The following is a 17,662-nucleotide window of genomic DNA, read 5'->3' on the forward strand; positions in this document are numbered from 1 at the left end:
GCAGCGAGCAGGGAGGCTCCCATGGCGCTGATGCCGGTTGAAGAGGCGCTGGCCCGGTTGCTGGCGGCGGCACAGCCGCGCGGCGATGCGCCGTGGCCCACCGAGCGGGTGGACCTGTGGGAGGCGGCGGGCCGCGTGCTGGCCGCGCCGGTCCTTGCCCGCCGCACCACGCCCGGCGCCGATGTCTCCGCCATGGACGGCTATGCGCTTCGCGCCGTCGACGCCGCCGAAGTGCCGGCAACGCTGCGGCTTATCGGCGAATCCGCCGCCGGCCGCCCCTTCCCCGGACGCGTCGAGCCTGGCACCACCGTCCGCATCTTCACCGGCGCAGTGCTCCCCGAGGGCGCGGATGCCATCGTCATCCAGGAAGACACGCGCCGCGAGGGCGACCTCGTCACGATGGTCGAGGCCGCGACGGCCGGCCGGCACATCCGCCGGGCGGGCGGGGATTTCGCCACCGGCGAGGTGCTGCTCGCCGCCGGCCAGCGCCTGCGCCCGCGCGACCTCGCGCTCGCGGCCTCCGCCGATGTGGCGGAACTCAGGGTGGCTCGGCGGCCGCGCGTCGCGCTGCTGTCGACGGGCGACGAACTCGTGCGCCCCGGCGCCGGGGCCGGCGCGCATCAGGTGATCCTCTCCAACGTCTATTCGGTCGGCGGCCTCGCCCGCGCCGCGGGCGCCGAGGTGACGGATCTCGGCATCCTGCCCGACGACCGCACGGCGACCGAGGCCGGCATTCGCGCTGCCCTCGACGCGGGCTTCGACATTATCGTCACCACCGGTGGCGCCTCGGTCGGCGACCATGATCTCGTGGCACCTTCGCTGGTCGCGCAGGGTGTCGATCTGGAGATACACAAGATCGCGCTGCGCCCCGGAAAGCCGCTGATGTTCGGCCGGCTCGCCTGTGACGCCGGGGGCACGCGGGTGCTCGGCCTGCCGGGCAACCCGGTTTCCGCCCATGTGTGCGCGCTGGTTTTTCTGGTGCCGCTGATCCGGGCGCTGCAAGGGCTGGCGGTGCCGGCGGGATTGCCGCTGCAGCCGGCCGTGCTGGGTGCCGACATCAAGGCGAATGACCTGCGCATGGATTTCCAGCGGGCCGAGATCATCGGCCGGGACAACGGACTGCCGATCGTGCGGCCGCTGCCGGTGCAGGACAGTTCCATGCTGTCCGTGCTGGCCCGCGCCGACCTGCTGCTGGTGCGCGCCCCGCAGAGCCCAGCGGCCCGCGCGGGCGAACCCTGCGCGATCTTACCGCTGGAGGATTGACCGCGCGCCGCTCTGGCTGTGTGCTAGAGCCGGTATCGACCAGGTTGAACCAAGCGGATCGAATTCAGCTCTAAACGATTGATGGAGAATCCGTGATCCGGTCCGATTGCCGCGCAATCCGACCGGCGCGTGTTCTGGCGCACCAACAGGGAACCGCCGATGGATATCAACCTTCCCGACGTGCTGGCCGAGGTCGAGGCCGCCTTCGCGCGCTATGAACGCGCGCTGGTCGGCAATGATGTCGCCGCCCTCGATGCGCTGTTCTGGGACCACCCGAGCACCATCCGCTATGGCGGGACCGAGAATCTCTACGGCATCGAGGCCATTCGCGCCTTCCGCGCGGCGCGCGCCGCGGTGGGGCTGGAGCGCGCGCTGGACGGCACGGTGATCACCACCTACGGGCGGGACATGGCGGTGGCCGCGACGCTGTTCCGCCGCGCCTCCGCACCCGGAAAGGTCGGCCGCCAGATGCAGACCTGGATGCGCACACCGCAGGGGTGGAAGGTGGTCGCCGCCCATGTGAGCCTGATCGACGAACCGGCCGGCTGAGCCACGCGCGCCATCCCGTGATAAACCATGCGCGCCGTGGCAATCTCCCCGCGGCGATTCATCCTGCCGAGCGATAGTCTGCTGCCTATGTCTGTCCTGCCCATACGGCCCCCCGGTGATACCCCCTCGCCGCGCGCCCCGCGCGTGACGCGCACCGAGGAACTGCGTCTGCAACTGGCCGACGAGATCACCCGTGGGCGGCTACCGCCAGGAACCACGCTGGACGAGACGGCGTTGGCGGCACGCTTCGGCGTGTCGCGCACGCCCGTGCGCGAGGCGATCCGCGAACTCGCCGCTTCCGGGCTGGTGGACAGCCGGCCCCATCGCGGCGCCATCGTCGCGCGCCCGTCCGTCGAGCGGCTGCAGAACATGTTCGATGTGATGGCGGAGCTGGAGGCGCTGTGCGCGGGCCTGGCAGGCCTGAACATGACGCCGCAGGAGCGCCGCGCGCTGGAAGAGCTGCATGCCGCCATGAGTGAGATGATGCGGCAGGGCGATTTCGCCGCCTATCGCGAGGCCAACGAGCAGTTCCACACCTCGATCTATGCCGGCAGCCATAACGACTACCTCATCGAGATCACGGTCGGCACGCGGCGGCGGCTTTCACCCTTCCGCCGCGCCCAGTTCCGCGCCCTCGGCCGCCTCGCCCTGTCGCATACCGAGCACGAGCGCGTCGTCACCGCCATCCTGCGCGGCGACCGCGATGGCGCGGCGCTCGCCATGCGCCACCACATCGCCATTGTCCATGACGCTTACGAGCAATACGCCCAGAGCGTGTGATCGCCGGGCGTTGTGCTGCCTTCCACGCTGGCGGGCGCCTCAGCCACTGGCCAGCGCGCTGTCGGCCCGCCTTGCCGCCTCGTCGGCGAGGAAATTGCGCCACCCGCCAAAGACCGTGATGTCGCGCGCCGCTTCGGCCGCCGCCGCTTCCATGAGGAAGCCCTTCACATCCGAGCCGTCATCGAGATGCACGGTGCCCACGCCCAGCGGCCCGGGAATGCCGGCTACCAGCTTGCCGAACGCCGCCGCCGGCAGCGCCCATATCTCGCACGCGATCGCCGCGCCGCCGCCGGGACGCCCGCGCAGCAAGCCGGGTCGGCGCACCCGCCCCTCCGGCAGTAGATAGAGCCGGTAATCGCCCGTCGTGCGGGCTTCGCGCACGAACACGCCGCCCGATTCGATCACTTCCCCATTGAGCGGCAGACCCGACAGATGCGCGCCGAACAGCGCCACCTCGAAGAAGCCAGGCGCGGGCCGCGGGGCAAGCGCCGGCTGAGCCGGCAGCGACGCACCGGTCGCGCCCAGCGACAGCCCGGTATCGGCGTGGAACGCGCCGCCGAGCGCGGCGAGATGGGCATCGCGTCCCGCCGGTGCGAGCAGCGTGATGCCGGCCGGCGCGCCATCGGGGCGGATTTCCGAGGGCACCGCGAGGGCGCACATATCCAGAAGATTGACGAAATTGGTGTAGACGCCGAGCTGGCTGTTGAACTTGACGGGTTCGCTCTGCATCTGCTCGACCGTGAAGACGGTCGGCATCGTGGGCACCATCAGCGCATCGAGCCCGGTCAGCGCCTCGCGGGCCTGCACGCGCAGTTCCGCGAGACGGTACTGGCCGCGGAACGCGTCCACCGCGCTCAGCCCTCGTCCCTGCTCGATGATGGAGCGCACCACGGGGTGAAAGGCCTGCGGCCGCGCCTCCAGGAACCCGCCGACCGCGGCGAGGCGCTCGGCCACCCACGGCCCCTCATAAAGCAGCCGCGCCGTCTCGAAGAACGGTTCCATGTCGATCTCGACGATGGTCGCGCCCAGCCTGGCCATGCGCCCGACCGCCGCGCGGAACGCCGCCTCCGCCAGCCGATCGCCGAAGCTGATCCGGTCCTGCGCCCGCGGCACGCCGACCTGCGCGCGGGCCGGAAAGCTGCCGGCCGGCGCCAGCGGCAGGGCGCGCGAGAACGGATCGGCCTCATCGGGCGCCGCCATGACGCGGGTAGCGGCGAGCGCATCGGCCACGGTGAGCGCGAAGACCGACACGCAGTCCAGCGAGCGGCAGGCCGGCACGACGCCGCGCGTGGAGACGAGCCCGAGGCTCGGCTTCAGGCCGACAATGTTGTTGAGCCCCGCCGGCACGCGGCCTGAGCCGGCCGTATCGGTACCGAGCGCGAAGGGCACCAGCCCGGCCGCCACCGCCACGGCCGAGCCGGAACTCGAACCGCCCGGCACCAGATCGGCCCGCATCGCGTTGCGCGGGATGCCATAGGGCGAGCGCGTGCCGTTCAACCCGGTGGCGAACTGGTCAAGATTGGTCTTGCCGATGACAATGGCGCCCGCCCGGCGCAGCCGCGCCACGGCCGCCGCGTCCCGCGTCGCGTCATAGGCGAATTCGGGGCAGGCGCAGGTCGTCGGAAGGCCAGCAACGTCGATATTGTCCTTCACCGCGAAGGGCACGCCGTAAAGCGGCAGGTTCGCCGGATCGGCCCCCTCCAGCTGCTTCAGCGCGCTCGCAATGGCGCCCGCATCGGCCAGCGTGGTGAAGATGGCGGGGTCGTCCTGGCGCTCGATGAGCGAAAGGCATCGCGCCACGGTCTCGGCCGGTCGCACCCGCCCGGAGCGATGGGCGGCGACAATCTCTGCAATGGTTCCGATCAAAGCGCACCTTTCATGAAGCTACGTCGATTATGCATGCCCGATAGGCAAAGAGAAAGTCGTTGCATACACCGCGCCGGATTCGGGCCGACGGGTGGCGCGCGTTAGGCGTCCCTTTACCGGTTGTGGAACACAAAAAGAACGGATAGTGTTTGTTCGTGATTTGTTTCCTTTTGCGCCGTAGGACGGACCGAAATCCATGCTGACCCGCAAACAGCACGAGCTACTGCTCTTCATCGACGAGCGGCTGAAGCGCGATGGCGTGCCGCCCTCCTTCGAGGAGATGAAGGAGGCCCTCGATCTGCGGTCGAAATCCGGCATCCACCGCCTCATCACGGCACTGGAGGAGCGCGGCTTCATCCGCCGCCTGCCAAACCGCGCCCGCGCGCTCGAGGTTCTGCGCCTGCCCGAGGACGCCCAGCCGTCGCGTCCCGCCCCGGCCCGCGGCTTCACGCCGAGCGTCGTGAGCGGCAGCGGGCTCGGCCGCCAGCGCCCTGCCGCGCCGGAAGATGATTCGGCGCCGCGCGCGGTGCCCGTTCCGCTGGTCGGCCGCATCGCCGCCGGCTCGCCCATTGCCGCCATCCAGTCGCGAGACAACACCGTCAACATGCCGCCGGACCTCGTCGCCGGCGGCGAGCATTTCGCGCTGGAGGTGCGGGGTGATTCGATGATCGAAGCCGGTATTTTCGACGGCGACCTCGCGCTGATCCGCAAGGGCGAGACCGCCAATACCGGTGAGATCGTCGTGGCACTGATCGATGACGAGGAAGCGACGCTGAAGCGCCTGCGCCGCAAGGGCGCCTCCATCGCGCTGGAAGCGGCCAATCCGGCTTATGAGACCCGCATCTTCGGGCCGGACCGGGTGCGCATCCAGGGGCGACTGGTCGGCCTTTTCCGCCGCTACTGAGGCGCCCTCGCATGCCGGCGGTGGGCGGCCGCGGCAGGTATGCTTATGTGGGTCATTCTGGCGTGACGTGAGACGTTGGCCGAGGGTTTCCGGCGTGCGTTGACGCATCTCCGCCGGGCAGCGTCAGGTTGTGAGCCGACGTTTTCGATGGCAAGGCAATCCGCACGGGCGCCGCGAATGCGGGCGGCAGCGGAAGCGGATCGCCTGGAGCACCGTCTATTCGAGGTTCGTGCCGGGGGCAGATGAATCGTCGGCGGACGATTCATCGGCAGATGATTCTTCGAGCGATGATTTGCCGGCAATGGACTGAGGGGCAGGAGAACGCTCGGCGGCGGGTTGTTGGGTGGCCTGCTTGTCGCCATGCGGGCCATCCGCCGGCAGCCGATCGCCGGTCCTGTCGACATCGGGGCCGGCGGGGCTTTCGAGATACCTGTCCAGCGCCGCCGCGCGCTCGGTTGCTGTGAATGATGGCGGCGCACCGTTGGCTGCGCCTGGCCCAGTGGAACGTGGGTCTTCCTCGCGCGACAGAGCCATGGGCACCGCCAGCGAGATGGCGGGTTGGGCCGCGGAACTCGGTACCTGCCAGGGGCGCGTGCCGCTCGCGGCATCCCCGTCGAGCCGCCAACCTCCTTTCGCGGTTCGGAACACGGCGTGGCCGGCAAGGCTCTGGCGCGGATCGATCCGGATCACCGTTGCCGCGCAATCGGCCGGCGGCGGTTGGTTCGTCACCAGCAGGATGGCGCGTCGGCAATCCTCCTCCAGCGAGGCCGGGTTGCGCGAGAGCGCCACGGGGTCGCCCCGTGCATCGGGGAGCGTGCAGCCGAGCGGATCGCAGGCAGCCCGCGCTGTCAGATCCGCCGCGCCGGCGCGGCCGCGCTCGCCTTCCGCGCTCAGCCACTGCTCGACCGCGAAGCGTCTGGCCACCCCCGCGTCGCGATCGCCCATGATGGCGAGGCGCCCATCCGCGCCGCGCACCGCCACGGTGCGCCCGTCCCGATCGATCAGCACGTCGGGATGCGGCGCGGCGGCATAGGCTATCAGCGCCGCGCCAGCCAGCGCCGGCACCACCAGCACTAGTCGCGTGCGCAGCAGGCAGCCGAGCGCGAGGGAAAGGCTCAACAGGCCGAGGCTGGCGAGCGGCATGGCGGGAATGCCGCGATCGGCCCCCGGCATGGCGGCGACCCAATCGGCGATGGCGTCCATCATCTGGATGCCCCAGCCCATGAGGATCCAGGCGGGCGGGTCCCAGCCGAAAGGCAGCAGCAGGGCGCCGCCGAGCCCGGCCGGCATGACGATGAAGGACACAACCGGCATCGCCGCGAGATTGGCGAGCAGGCTGAGCGGCGCCAACCGCTGGAAATGAAAGGCGGCGAAGGGCGCGGTGGCCAGCCCGGCGGCCAGCGAGGTCAGCACCAACGCCGCGACATAGCGCACCGGCAGGCCAAGCCAGCGCCCCGCCGGCGTGCTGGCGGCCGGCGCGGCGACGAGATGTCCCCACCTCTCATAGGCCGCGATCAGCGCGAGCGTGGCGGCGAAGGACATCTGCGCGCCGGGATCGAGGATCGCCCAGGGGGTCAGCGTCATCACCGCCAGCGCCGCCAGCGCCAGCGTGCGCAGGGTGAGCGCCGGCCGACCGAGCGCCACCCCGGCGAGTACGATAAGCGTCGTGACATAGGAGCGCTGCGTCGGCACCTCGGCGCCCGACAGCATCAGATAGTAGGTGGCCGCCAGCGCCGCCGGCAGCGCCGCCCAAGCCTTGATGGGGTAGCGCAGCGCCAGCTCCGGAACAAGCGCCAGCAGTGCCCGCACCAAGAAGAACACGGTGGTCGCCACCAGCGCCATATGCAGGCCGGAAATCGACAGGATATGGGAGAGGCCGGCAACGCGCATGCTCTCCTCCACGGCCTCCGGCACCGCGTCGCGCAGCCCGGTGACAAGGGCGACGGCGATTCCCGCCTCCGCCCCCGAAAGCACCGCCCGGATGCGCGCGGCAATGGACTGGCGCGTCGCACCCAACCAGGCGGCGAAGGAGAGCGCGAGCGGCGCCGCGCTGGGCGGCGGGCTCGGCTGCGCCTTGCCGAGGGCAAAGCCCGTGGCCCCGATGCCGTCGAACCAGATCGCCCGGCCGAAATCGAAGCCTCCGGGATAGGCGGGTCCGGGCGGCGGGGCGAGGTTGGCAAGGAGCCGCACATGAGCGCCGACGGCCGGCGGCTCGCGCGTGGCGAGCGTCACCCGTACGCGCGTGGGCTGCACGAAACTCAAGCGCTCCGGCCCTTCGCGCGGCAAACCCACGCGCCCGCGCGCCCCAACTCGGCCCCCCTCATCTGCGCGCGCCTCGCGGCCGAAACGCGTCAGCGCCAGCGTGATCCGGCTGCCACGCGCCCTCTGCTCGGCCACCTCGACGAAGCCGGCAATCTCCACTCCGGCCATTGGCGTGGCCAGCAGCGGATGAGCCATGCGCTGCACCTGGATGGAGGCCAGCGCGAAACCGGCGGCGAGCGCCGCGAGCAGGGCGAGAACGTGGAAGGCGAAGGGCCGCGCCCGCGCCGCCATGGCGAGGGCGGCGAGTACCACGGCCGACAGCGGCGCGGCATAGGGCAACGGCTCGTTGGGCGCACCGAAATAGAGCGCGGCCCCTGCCGCCACGGCGACGGGCAGGAACAGGAAGCCGCGGCGATCATCGATTTCTCGTGTGAGGAGGCCGGCGAAACCCTCCACCAGTCCTTCCAGCGAGGGCAGGCGCGGCCGCCGGAGCGCAAGGAGCGGCTCCCGCCGGCCGGTGGCGAGCGCGATCGCCCTCGCCATGGGGCGCGCGGCAGGCAGCCCTCCACCGGGACGGTCATCATGCCCGCCGCTGCGGTGCGGCACCCGTTCCGGCGCCCCTTCCGGCTGCCACCCTCTATCGTCCTGCACGGGCCCCCGCCCCGATTTGCACGCCATCCGCCTGCCTCGGCCTTTCACAAGGCCGCGCATCGCCTTTTCCCCGGTCGACCACCTATGGTACACGCACGTCTCGCGTCCGCCACGCCTTGCCGCGTCCGCCCTGTTTTGCCGCGCCAGTTCCATCCGGCGCGAGACGGAAGAACCATGCCCGAGACCGTCGTCACCCGCTTCGCTCCCTCCCCCACCGGCTTCCTGCATATTGGCGGCGCGCGCACCGCGCTGTTCAACTGGCTCTACGCCCGGGCCAAAGGAGGAAGGATGCTGCTGCGCATCGAGGATACCGACCGCCAGCGCTCGACCCCCGAGGCGATCGACGCCATCATCGACGGGCTGAAATGGCTCGGCATCGACTGGTCGGGCGACGTCATCTACCAGTTCGCCCGCGCCGAGCGGCACCGCGAGGCGGTGGAGCAGATGCTCGCCGCCGGCCGGGCCTATCCGTGCTTCTCCACCGCCGCCGAACTGGAAGAGATGCGCGAGAGCGCCCGCCGAGAAGGCCGCGCGCCGCGCTATGATGGGCGCTGGCGCGACCGCGACCCCGCCGAACGCCCCGCCAATGCCAGGCCGGCGATCCGCCTCAAGGCACCGACCGAGGGCGAGACGGTGATCGAGGATCTCGTGCAGGGCCGCGTCGTGTTCCAGAACAAGGAACTCGATGACCTCGTGCTGCTGCGCTCGGATGGCACGCCGACCTACATGCTCTCCGTTGTCGTCGACGACCATGACATGGGCGTCACCAATATCATCCGCGGCGACGACCACCTCACCAATGCCGCGCGCCAGACGCAGATCTACCATGCGCTCGGCTGGCAGGTGCCGACCATGGCGCATATCCCGCTGATCCACGGGCCGGACGGGGCCAAGCTGTCGAAGCGCCACGGCGCGCTCGGCGTCGATGCCTATCGCGCCATGGGCTACCTGCCGGCGGCGCTGCGCAACTATCTGGTACGGCTGGGCTGGAGCCATGGCGACCAGGAGATCTTCTCAACCGACGAGATGAGCACGCTGTTCGACCTCGATCGCGTCGGCCGTTCCGCCGCGCGCTTCGATTTCGCCAAGCTGGAGAGCATCAACGGGCTCTACATGCGCGCGACGCCGGACGAGGAACTGCTCGCGGCGATCGACCAGTTGCTGCCCCACCTGCCGGAAGGGGCGGAGATCGCCGCCGCGCTCACGCCCGCCCGCCGCGCCCAGTTGCTCGCCGCCATGCCGGGGCTGAAGGAGCGCGCCAAGACGCTGGTCGAGCTGATCGACAGCGCCGCCTATATCTGGAAATCGCGCCCCTTCGCGCTGGAAGACAAGGCGAGCGCGCTGCTGACCACGGACGCCCGCGCCCTGCTCGCCGTTGCCGCGGACCGGCTCGGCACCCTTGCCGCGTGGGACGCCGCCACCACCGAGGGCGCCGTGCGCGCCGTGGCGGAGGAAAAGGGCGTGAAGCTCGGGGCGCTCGCACAGCCGCTGCGCGCGGCCGTGACCGGACGCACGACCTCGCCGGGCATTTTCGACGTGCTGGCGGTGCTTGGGAAAGACGAAACGCTGGCGCGCCTTGCCGACCAGACGACGGGCATTGCCGCGCCGTGAGCGCGCTGGGCCCTTACGAGGGCCTCGCTATCGCGCCTGCGAAAGGACGAAAGGCTGCATAGACAAGGATTCCGGCCTCAGCTCAATACCTCCTTCGCTGCGCTTGCGAGCGATGGGCGAAACCGGTACGACTTCCCCAACCGGGCCGTAACGAGGCACATCACCGCCTCCAGTCAGAAGTCCAAAGGCACGGCGCCACGCCCGCCACTCGCGCACCGTAACCTCGGTTCCATATGCTCAGGGAGACCCCGCATGGACGCCATAAACGGCACTTCGGCGACATCTGCCACACTCACCATCGGCGACCAAAGCTGGGAACTCCCGATCCGGCAGGGCACCATCGGCCCTGAGGTTGTCGATATCGGCAAGCTCTACGGCCAGACTGGACTATTCACCTACGACCCGGGCTTCACCTCCACCGCTTCCTGCGAAAGCTCCATCACCTATATCGACGGCGACGAGGGCGTTCTGCTCTATCGCGGCTATCCGATCGAGCAGCTGGCCGAGAGCGGCGACTTCCTGGAGACCTGCTATCTCCTGCTCTACGGGGAGCTTCCCACCGCGGCGCAGAAGGCCGATTTCGATTACCGCGTCACGCGCCACACCATGGTGCATGAGCAGATGAGCCGCTTCTTCCACGGCTTCCGCCGCGACGCCCATCCGATGGCGGTGCTGGTGGCCTCCGTCGGCGCGCTGTCGGCCTTCTATCACGACTCGATCGACATCGCCGACCCACAGCAGCGCATGATCGCCTCGATCCGGATGATCGCGAAGATCCCGACCCTGGCGGCGATGGCCTATAAATACTCGATCGGCCAGCCTTTCGTGTACCCCAAGAACGACCTGGACTACGCCTCGAACTTCCTGCGCATGTGCTTCTCGGTGCCGTGCGAGGACTACAAGGTCAACCCGATCCTCTCCCGCGCGATTGACCGCATCTTCATCCTGCACGCCGACCACGAGCAGAACGCCTCCACCTCCACCGTGCGCCTCGCCGGCTCCTCCGGCGCCAATCCCTTCGCCTGCATCGCCGCCGGCATCGCCTGCCTGTGGGGGCCCGCGCATGGCGGCGCCAACGAGGCGGCGCTGAAAATGCTGGGCGAGATCGGCTCGGTGGAGCGCATTCCCGAATATATCAAGCGGGCCAAGGACAAGAACGATCCGTTCCGCCTGATGGGCTTCGGCCACCGCGTCTACAAGAACTACGATCCGCGCGCCAAGATCATGCAGAAGACCTGCCATGAGGTGCTCGGCGAACTCGGCATCAAGGACGACCCGCTGCTCGACATCGCGGTCGAACTGGAGCGTATCGCGCTGCAGGACGAGTATTTCGTCGAGCGCAAGCTGTACCCGAACATCGATTTCTACTCGGGCATCACGCTGCGCGCACTGGGCTTCCCGACCTCCATGTTCACCGTGCTGTTCGCCCTCGCCCGCACCGTGGGCTGGATCGGCCAGTGGAAGGAAATGATCGAGGATCCCGGCCAGCGCATCGGCCGCCCGCGCCAGCTCTATACCGGCGCGCCGCAGCGCGACTACGTGCCGATCGCCCGCCGCAAGTGAACCGCCACCCGCCGGTGAGCTGGCCTGGCTGAACGCCCGCCGACGATCCGCCGCCCGTGAGGGCAAGCCTCTCGCCGGCGGCCCCGGTTACCGATCAAACCCCGCCCTCCCAACCGGAGGGCGGGTTTTCATTTCGGGGCGCTGTCGGGCGACGGGGATAGCGACGCGCGCGAGGAGACCGCGTCGAGAGCGATGGTCCGATGGCGGCCCGCTCGTTCTCGCGGAAGCCGACTTCACCAAGCGGCGCGGGAGGCCTATCGCAGCATGTCCAGCACGGCATGCGCCGCGCGACGGCTGGGCGGCTCGCCTCCCGTACCCAGCACCGCATCCAGGCGGGCAAAGGCGCCCAGCTGCGCCTCCCGCCCCTCGCCGCCGGTGACCAGACCGGCGAGCTTCTCCGCCATGGCCGGCGGGTCGATATGCCATTGCAGATATTCCGCCACCGCCGGCTCGCCGAGGATGAGATTGGGCAGGATCGCCGTCTTCACCTTGATGAAGAAGGGCACGATGCGCCCCTCCAGCCAGGGCACGCGATAGGCCGCCACCGTCGGGATGCCGGCCAGCGCCAGTTCCAGCGTCACCGTGCCGGATGCCGCCAGTGCCGCGCGGGCGATGCGGAAGGCGGCGAGTTTCTCCGCCTCGTCCACCACGACGCGCACCGGCACCGGCCAGCGCGCCACCGTCTCCTCCACCTGCGCCAGCCGGCGCGGGAGGGTCGGCAATATCAGCTCGACATCGGGAATGCGCTGCTTCAGCCGGCCCAGCACCTCGCCAAAGGCGTCGCCGAGCCGGACCAGCTCCGCCCGCCGGCTGCCGGGCAGCACCAGCACGATCGGCGGTGAAGCGACGCGGCGCTCCGCTTCCGCCGCGTTCGGGCGCAGCGTATCGAGGCTGCCGAGCAGAGGATGGCCGACATAGGTGGTCGGCGGGCCGCCCAGAGCACGCATGACCTCAGGCTCGAATGGCAGGATCGCCAGCACCCGGTTGACATCCGGTGCCATGGCCTTCGCCCGGCCGGGTCGCCACACCCACACGGTCGGCGCGACATATTTCACGACCCGCAGATCGGGCAGGCGCGCGCGAACCTTGCGTGCCACCCGATGGGTGAAATCGGGCGCGTCGACAAGAACCAGGATATCGGGCGGCTGCGCGACGATGGCGTCGACCGTCTGCCCCATGCGGCGCAGGATCCGCGGCAGGCCGGCAATCACCTGAGCAAAGCCCATGGCGGTGATCTCATCCATGGGAAACAGCGAGGTCAGCCCCTGCGCCTGCATGCGCCCGCCACCGACACCGCGGAAACGCACGCCCGCCGGATGAAGCGCCCTCATCTCCGCCATCAACCCGGCCGCCAGCGTGTCGCCCGATTCTTCGCCCGCCACGACGAACACATCGAGCGGCCGCGCCGGCGCCGGGTCCCCGCGCAGAATGTCCCCGCCGCTCACGGTCTGGTCGCCGCTCATCGCTTGGTCTCCGTCGGCGGCTCAAGGCCGTAAATGAACAGCCCGGCCTCGTCCGCCGCGCGCACAAGAGCCGCGACATCGGCGACGATAACGCCGCCGGCTTCGACCGCGATGCCGGCCAGACCGGCGCGCGCCGCGCCCTCCACGGTGCGCACGCCCAGCGAGGGCATGTCGAGCCGGCGATCCTGCCCGGCCTTGGGCAGCTTCACCAGTGCCCCGCAGCGCGCCGGTCGCGTGATGCGGCCAATGCGGCGCAGCTCGGCGATGCGCGCCAGCATCAGATCCGTGCCCTCGGCCGCCTCCATCGCCACGATATGCCGGCTCATCACCACCAGCCCCTGCCCGATATCCAGCGGCCCCGTGACCGTCAGTGCGTGGCGCCCCACCTCGATATCGCCAAGCTCTCCCTCGGTCGGGGCAACCGCACCAAGCTGGCCGGGAGGCATCAGGATTTCCGGTGCCACCTCATGGGCACCGAGCAGCCGGAAGCCGGCTTCCTCGAAAATGCGGGCAACGCTTTTCAACAGATGGTCATCGCCGCCCCGCAGCATGCTGAACACGCGCGGCAGCATGGTGAGCGTCGTCCAGTCGAACCGGATATCCCGGATGCGCACACGGAGCACATTGCCGATGAGCACCACGTCGCGGCATCCGTGGCGGCGCAACTCCCGTTTCAGCCGACCGAACTGCCCGATCGGCACCCATACATGCGGCCAACCTTCCAACGGGATGTCCGCGAAGCCGCGCACGGGAAACAGCACGACCTCGCGCCCCGCGCGGCGCGCCGCCTCCGCCACGGCCAGCGGGAAGGTGCCGCCGCCGCAAATGACGGCGAGCGCCCCCCGTTCCGCGTGGGCGGCGGCCTCAGGCGACGTCCGGCTCGCCATGATCGGCCGCATCGGCGGGGACGGTCAGCCGGCGCTTGCCCGCGCCGCGGACGAACGTCACCACGTGCATCACATTCGCATCGTCCGCGAAATGCTCCGCCACGCGGTCCGTGCGCTCGGCCAGCGTGCCCGCGCCATAGAAGAGCTCACGATAGGCACTCTGCAGCTGACGCCGCTGCAGCAGTGAAAAGCCACGGCGCTTCAGGCCGGTATAGTTGAGCGAACGCAGGCCGGGATGGCCCTCCATCATCAGGCCGAACGGGATGATGTCGAAATGCACCCCGCACATGCCGCCGACCATCGCCCCGTCGCCGACGCGCGCATATTGATGCACCGCGGCCAGACCGCCGATGAACACATCGTCGCCGACCGTGACATGGCCGCCGAGCGTCGCGTTATTGGCGAATGTCACGCGCGATCCGACCACGCAATCATGCGCGACATGGCTGGCCACCATGAACATGCAGCGATCGCCGACCCGCGTCTCCATGCTGCCACCAGCCGTGCCGATATTCATCGTCACATGCTCGCGGATGACGCAGTCGCGGCCGATGATGAGACGGCTCGGCTCGCCCTTGTAGTGATAGGATTGCGGGGGAAAGCCCAGCGAGGCGAAAGGATAGACCACCGAGTTCGCCCCGATGGTCGTGTGGCCCGCTACCGCGACATGCGAGACCAGCCGGACACCGGCCTCCAGCACGACATGGGCCCCGACCGTGCAGAAAGGCCCGATTTCGACGCCGTCCGCGAGAACCGCCCCCTCCTCGACACGCGCGGAAGAATCGATCTTGATGGAAACACTGCTCATTATTTGCCTGCCCGAGCCGCGATCATCGCGCTCACTTCGGCCTCGGCCACCAACTGACCGTCGACCTTTGCCTCGCCGCGGAACCACCACATGTTACGGCGCTTGGTGAGCTTCGTCATATGGTATTCGAGCACATCGCCCGGCACGACCGGGCGGCGGAACTTCGCCTTGTCGATGGTCATGAAATAAACCAGCGGCGACGCATTTTCGACGGGGTACTGCCAGAGGCAGATCGTGCCCGCCGTCTGCGCCATGCCTTCCAGGATCAGCACACCCGGCATCACCGGATTGTCGGGAAAATGCCCCTGGAAATGGGGCTCATTGGCGGTGACGTTCTTGATGCCGATGGCATGCCGGTCGCCATCGATATCGACGATGCGGTCGACCATCAGGAACGGGTAGCGATGCGGCAGCGTCGCGAGAATGCGCGAGATATCCGCCGTCCCCAGCGTCGCCGTCTCGCCCTTGGTTTCAACCTGGACGTCCATTCCCTTCACTGTCCTTTTGTTGGCGGCCTGGCGCAAGGTCACCCCGGCCGAGCCGCTGGACGGCCATGACCTCCTTGAACCACTCGCGCATGGGCTTGGCGGGCGAGCCGCCCCATTCCACGCCCGCAGGCACGTCGTCCTTCACATTGCTCGTGGCGGCAATGCGGGAGCCGTCGCCGATCGTCACATGGCCGATGACGCCGACCTGCCCCCCCAGCACGACGAAGTCACCCAGCGTCGCGCTGCCGGCAATGCCGGCCTGCGACACCACGATGCAGTGCCGGCCGATCACCACGTTGTGCGCGATCTGCACGAGATTGTCGATCTTGCTGCCTTCGCCGATCACCGTGTCGCGCAGGCCGCCGCGATCGACCGTGGTGTTGGCGCCGATCTCGACATCGTCCTGCAGGATGACTCGCCGGATCTGCGGAATCTTGGCGTGCCCCCGCGCGCCGCCGAGATAACCGAAACCATCCTGCCCGATACGCGCGCCCGGATGGATGATGACGCGGTTGCCGAGCAGCGCGTGCAGCAGGCTCGCGCCCGCGCCGATCGAGCAGTCGCGGCCGATGCGCACGCCCGGCCCGATGATGGCGCCAGAGGAAACCAGCGTGCCGGCGCCAATCTCGGCATCGGGCCCTACCACAGCGCCGGGATCGATCGTGACGCCATCCTCGATGCGCGCCTGCGGATGAACCACCGCCCCGGCGGCGATGCCGACCTGGCCGAAAATCGTCTCGGGACGCAGCAGATCGGCATAGAAGCGCCGCGCCACCACAACGAAGGCGGGAAACGGCCGGGCCACCACGATCGCGGCGGTGCACGAAGGAACCTCGGAGGCGAAGCGTGCGGAAACGAGACAGGCGCCGGCCCGGGTCGCGCGCAGTTGCGGCACGAATTTCAGGCCATCCATGAAGGCGATGTCGGAGGGCCCCGCCTCGTCGAGCGAAGCCACGCCATTCAGCGGACGCGCGGCACCTGCCCACGCCGCCTTGCCCTGGACCAGCGCGCAGATGTCATCAAGCGTCATCGGCTCCACGGCCGGATGAAAAACCGGATCGCTCATTTCGATGCCGTATCGCTACCCGTCCAAAATGAACCGGCGGCCCGGATGACCGGGCCGCCGCGCTCGCCAGACTATGTCTAGCCTATCAGAAGCGGGTGCCACCGCTGAAGCGGAAAGCCTGCGTCTGGTCGTAAGCCTCCTTCGAAAGCGCCCAGGCGTAATCGAAGCGCAGCGGGCCGAAGGGCGACTTCCAGATCAAGCTGACACCGACCGAGGAGCGGATGGAGTCGCTGTCGGCGACGCAGACATTGTTCATGCCCTTGGTGCTGGAACCCGGCAGCGCGGAGCAGTCGACCAGATTGTTCTGCCATCCCGCAATATTCGGGAAGGTCGTCTGGCCCTGATAGTCCCACAGCGAGCCGGCATCCGCGAACACAGCACCCTTCATGCCCAGATCCTTCGGCAGGAAGGTGAGCGGGAACTGCACTTCCGCGGTCGTACCCCAGTAAAGCGTGCCGCCCAGCGCATCCGGATCGGAGCCGTCGATACCCGAGGCCAAGTCACGCGGACCAATGCCGTTGGGAGCGAAGCCGCGGACAATATCCGGACCCTTGAAGAAGTTGTCCAGGATACGCAGGTCCTGACCACCCCACGAGGCGATGTTACCCGCCTGGCCGCGCAGCATCAGCACCACGTCGCCGTAAACCGGGAAGTAGAACCGCGAGTCGAATGTAGTCTTGATATAGTCGACGTCGCCACCGAGACCGGCAAGGTCCTGCTTCAGTTCGAGCAGATAGCCGTTGGTCGGATCGATGTTGTTGTCGAGCATGTTGTAGGTGAGCGTGTAGCCGACGGCAGAGGTAAGCGCCGGATCATTGTTCACCTCAAGCAGCGCCCACGAGATCTTACCGTAGTAGTAGTAATCGCTCGTGTCGATCGAGATTTCCTTCTGGTACAGGCTGTAGCGCAGGCCCAGGGTCAACTCGTCGGTCAGCGGCAGCGATACGCGCAGAGTGCCACCCGCCGTGCTGGTGTCATACGGGCTGTAGCTGGTCGCGCTGGTCTGCTTCCAATAGAGGTCGAAGCCGGCGGCGACGCGGTAATCGAGGAAATACGGCTCGGTGAAGCTGAAGTCCACGCCCTGGGTGTTCTGACCCAGCGTGCCGGCCAGACGCACATACTGGCCACGACCGAGGAAGTTCTTCTCCGAGATCGCCACTTCGCCGATGAAGCCGTCCGAGGTCGAGTAGCCACCCGAGATCGAGAAGTCACCCGTCGGCTGGTCGTCGACCTGAACCACCAGGATCACGCGATCCGGCGCGGTGCCGGGCTCCGTGGTGATCTTCACGTCCTTGAAGTAGCCGAGATTGCGCAGCCGCCGCTCGGCCCGGTCAATCAGCACGCGGTTATAGGCATCGCCCTCGGCGAGATCGAACTCGCGCCGGATGACCCAGTCGCGGGTGCGAGTGTTGCCGCGGATCTCGATGCGCTCGATATAGACGCGCGGCCCTTCCTCGACGGCGAATACCAGCGAGATGGTGCGGTTCTGCACGTTGCGATC

Annotated in this window: 14 protein-coding genes; 6 read left to right on the forward strand and 8 right to left on the reverse strand. The window is 68.8% G+C overall.

Going from position 1 to position 17,662, the window contains the following annotated elements; all coding sequences use genetic code 11:
• Positions 1–21: 21 nt before the first annotated feature.
• The 3 genes from FHS55_RS22415 (at position 22) to FHS55_RS22425 (ending at position 2,592) form a co-directional block, all read left to right on the forward strand.
• Positions 22–1,263: a molybdopterin molybdotransferase MoeA gene (locus tag FHS55_RS22415; RefSeq protein ID WP_183192090.1), complete on the forward strand. Its 1,242-nt coding sequence runs from the start codon at positions 22–24 to the stop codon at positions 1,261–1,263.
• A gap of 159 nt (positions 1,264–1,422) precedes the next feature.
• Positions 1,423–1,812: an oxalurate catabolism protein HpxZ gene (gene hpxZ, locus FHS55_RS22420; RefSeq protein ID WP_183192091.1), complete on the forward strand. Its 390-nt coding sequence runs from the start codon at positions 1,423–1,425 to the stop codon at positions 1,810–1,812.
• A gap of 87 nt (positions 1,813–1,899) precedes the next feature.
• Entirely contained in the window at positions 1,900–2,592 is a 693-nt protein-coding gene (locus FHS55_RS22425) for a GntR family transcriptional regulator (protein ID WP_183192092.1), read from the forward strand.
• Positions 2,593–2,631: 39 nt separating this feature from the next.
• Here the strand turns inward: FHS55_RS22425 and atzF are convergent, their stop codons facing one another.
• A complete protein-coding gene (gene atzF / locus FHS55_RS22430) occupies positions 2,632–4,458 on the reverse strand; it encodes an allophanate hydrolase (protein ID WP_183192093.1) in 1,827 nt (608 codons plus the stop codon).
• 196 nt (positions 4,459–4,654) lie between these two features.
• On the opposite strand from atzF, the gene lexA reads away from it, so the two are divergent.
• Entirely contained in the window at positions 4,655–5,362 is a 708-nt protein-coding gene (lexA, locus tag FHS55_RS22435) for a transcriptional repressor LexA (RefSeq protein WP_183192094.1), read from the forward strand.
• 216 nt (positions 5,363–5,578) lie between these two features.
• Here the strand turns inward: lexA and FHS55_RS22440 are convergent, their stop codons facing one another.
• Complete coding sequence (locus FHS55_RS22440) at positions 5,579–8,167, reverse strand: ComEC/Rec2 family competence protein (protein WP_183192095.1); 2,589 nt, start codon at positions 8,165–8,167, stop codon at positions 5,579–5,581.
• A 282-nt stretch (positions 8,168–8,449) separates the two neighbouring features.
• Between FHS55_RS22440 and gltX the strand changes: the two genes are divergently transcribed.
• Both gltX and gltA read left to right on the forward strand, forming a co-directional pair.
• Positions 8,450–9,886 (forward strand): glutamate--tRNA ligase, encoded by a 1,437-nt coding sequence (gene gltX, locus FHS55_RS22445; RefSeq protein ID WP_183192096.1) that lies wholly within the window; start codon positions 8,450–8,452, stop codon positions 9,884–9,886.
• A 252-nt stretch (positions 9,887–10,138) separates the two neighbouring features.
• On the forward strand, positions 10,139–11,449 hold the full coding sequence (gene gltA, locus FHS55_RS22450) for a citrate synthase (RefSeq protein WP_183192097.1): 1,311 nt from the start codon (positions 10,139–10,141) through the stop codon (positions 11,447–11,449).
• A 254-nt stretch (positions 11,450–11,703) separates the two neighbouring features.
• On the opposite strand, the gene lpxB is transcribed toward gltA, so the two are convergent.
• From lpxB to bamA, 6 genes are all read right to left on the reverse strand, one after another.
• A complete protein-coding gene (gene lpxB / locus FHS55_RS22455) occupies positions 11,704–12,912 on the reverse strand; it encodes a lipid-A-disaccharide synthase (RefSeq protein ID WP_183192098.1) in 1,209 nt (402 codons plus the stop codon).
• Positions 12,909–13,799, reverse strand: coding sequence for an LpxI family protein (locus FHS55_RS22460; RefSeq protein ID WP_183192099.1), 891 nt, complete (start codon positions 13,797–13,799; stop codon positions 12,909–12,911). Before FHS55_RS22460 ends, lpxB begins: the two co-directional genes overlap by 4 nt.
• Positions 13,777–14,607, reverse strand: coding sequence for an acyl-ACP--UDP-N-acetylglucosamine O-acyltransferase (gene lpxA, locus FHS55_RS22465; RefSeq protein WP_183192100.1), 831 nt, complete (start codon positions 14,605–14,607; stop codon positions 13,777–13,779). Before lpxA ends, FHS55_RS22460 begins: the two co-directional genes overlap by 23 nt.
• Entirely contained in the window at positions 14,607–15,095 is a 489-nt protein-coding gene (gene fabZ, locus FHS55_RS22470; protein WP_183192106.1) for a 3-hydroxyacyl-ACP dehydratase FabZ, read from the reverse strand. The genes lpxA and fabZ overlap by 1 nt, the downstream gene beginning before the upstream one ends.
• Positions 15,079–16,161: a UDP-3-O-(3-hydroxymyristoyl)glucosamine N-acyltransferase gene (gene lpxD / locus FHS55_RS22475; protein WP_183192101.1), complete on the reverse strand. Its 1,083-nt coding sequence runs from the start codon at positions 16,159–16,161 to the stop codon at positions 15,079–15,081. Before lpxD ends, fabZ begins: the two co-directional genes overlap by 17 nt.
• Positions 16,162–16,246: 85 nt before the next feature.
• The coding region (bamA, locus tag FHS55_RS22480; protein ID WP_183192102.1) for an outer membrane protein assembly factor BamA at positions 16,247–17,662 on the reverse strand (1,416 nt) is incomplete at its 5' end.

This window comes from Ancylobacter tetraedralis, from assembly GCF_014195655.1.
GTDB lineage: Bacteria > Pseudomonadota > Alphaproteobacteria > Rhizobiales > Xanthobacteraceae > Ancylobacter > Ancylobacter tetraedralis.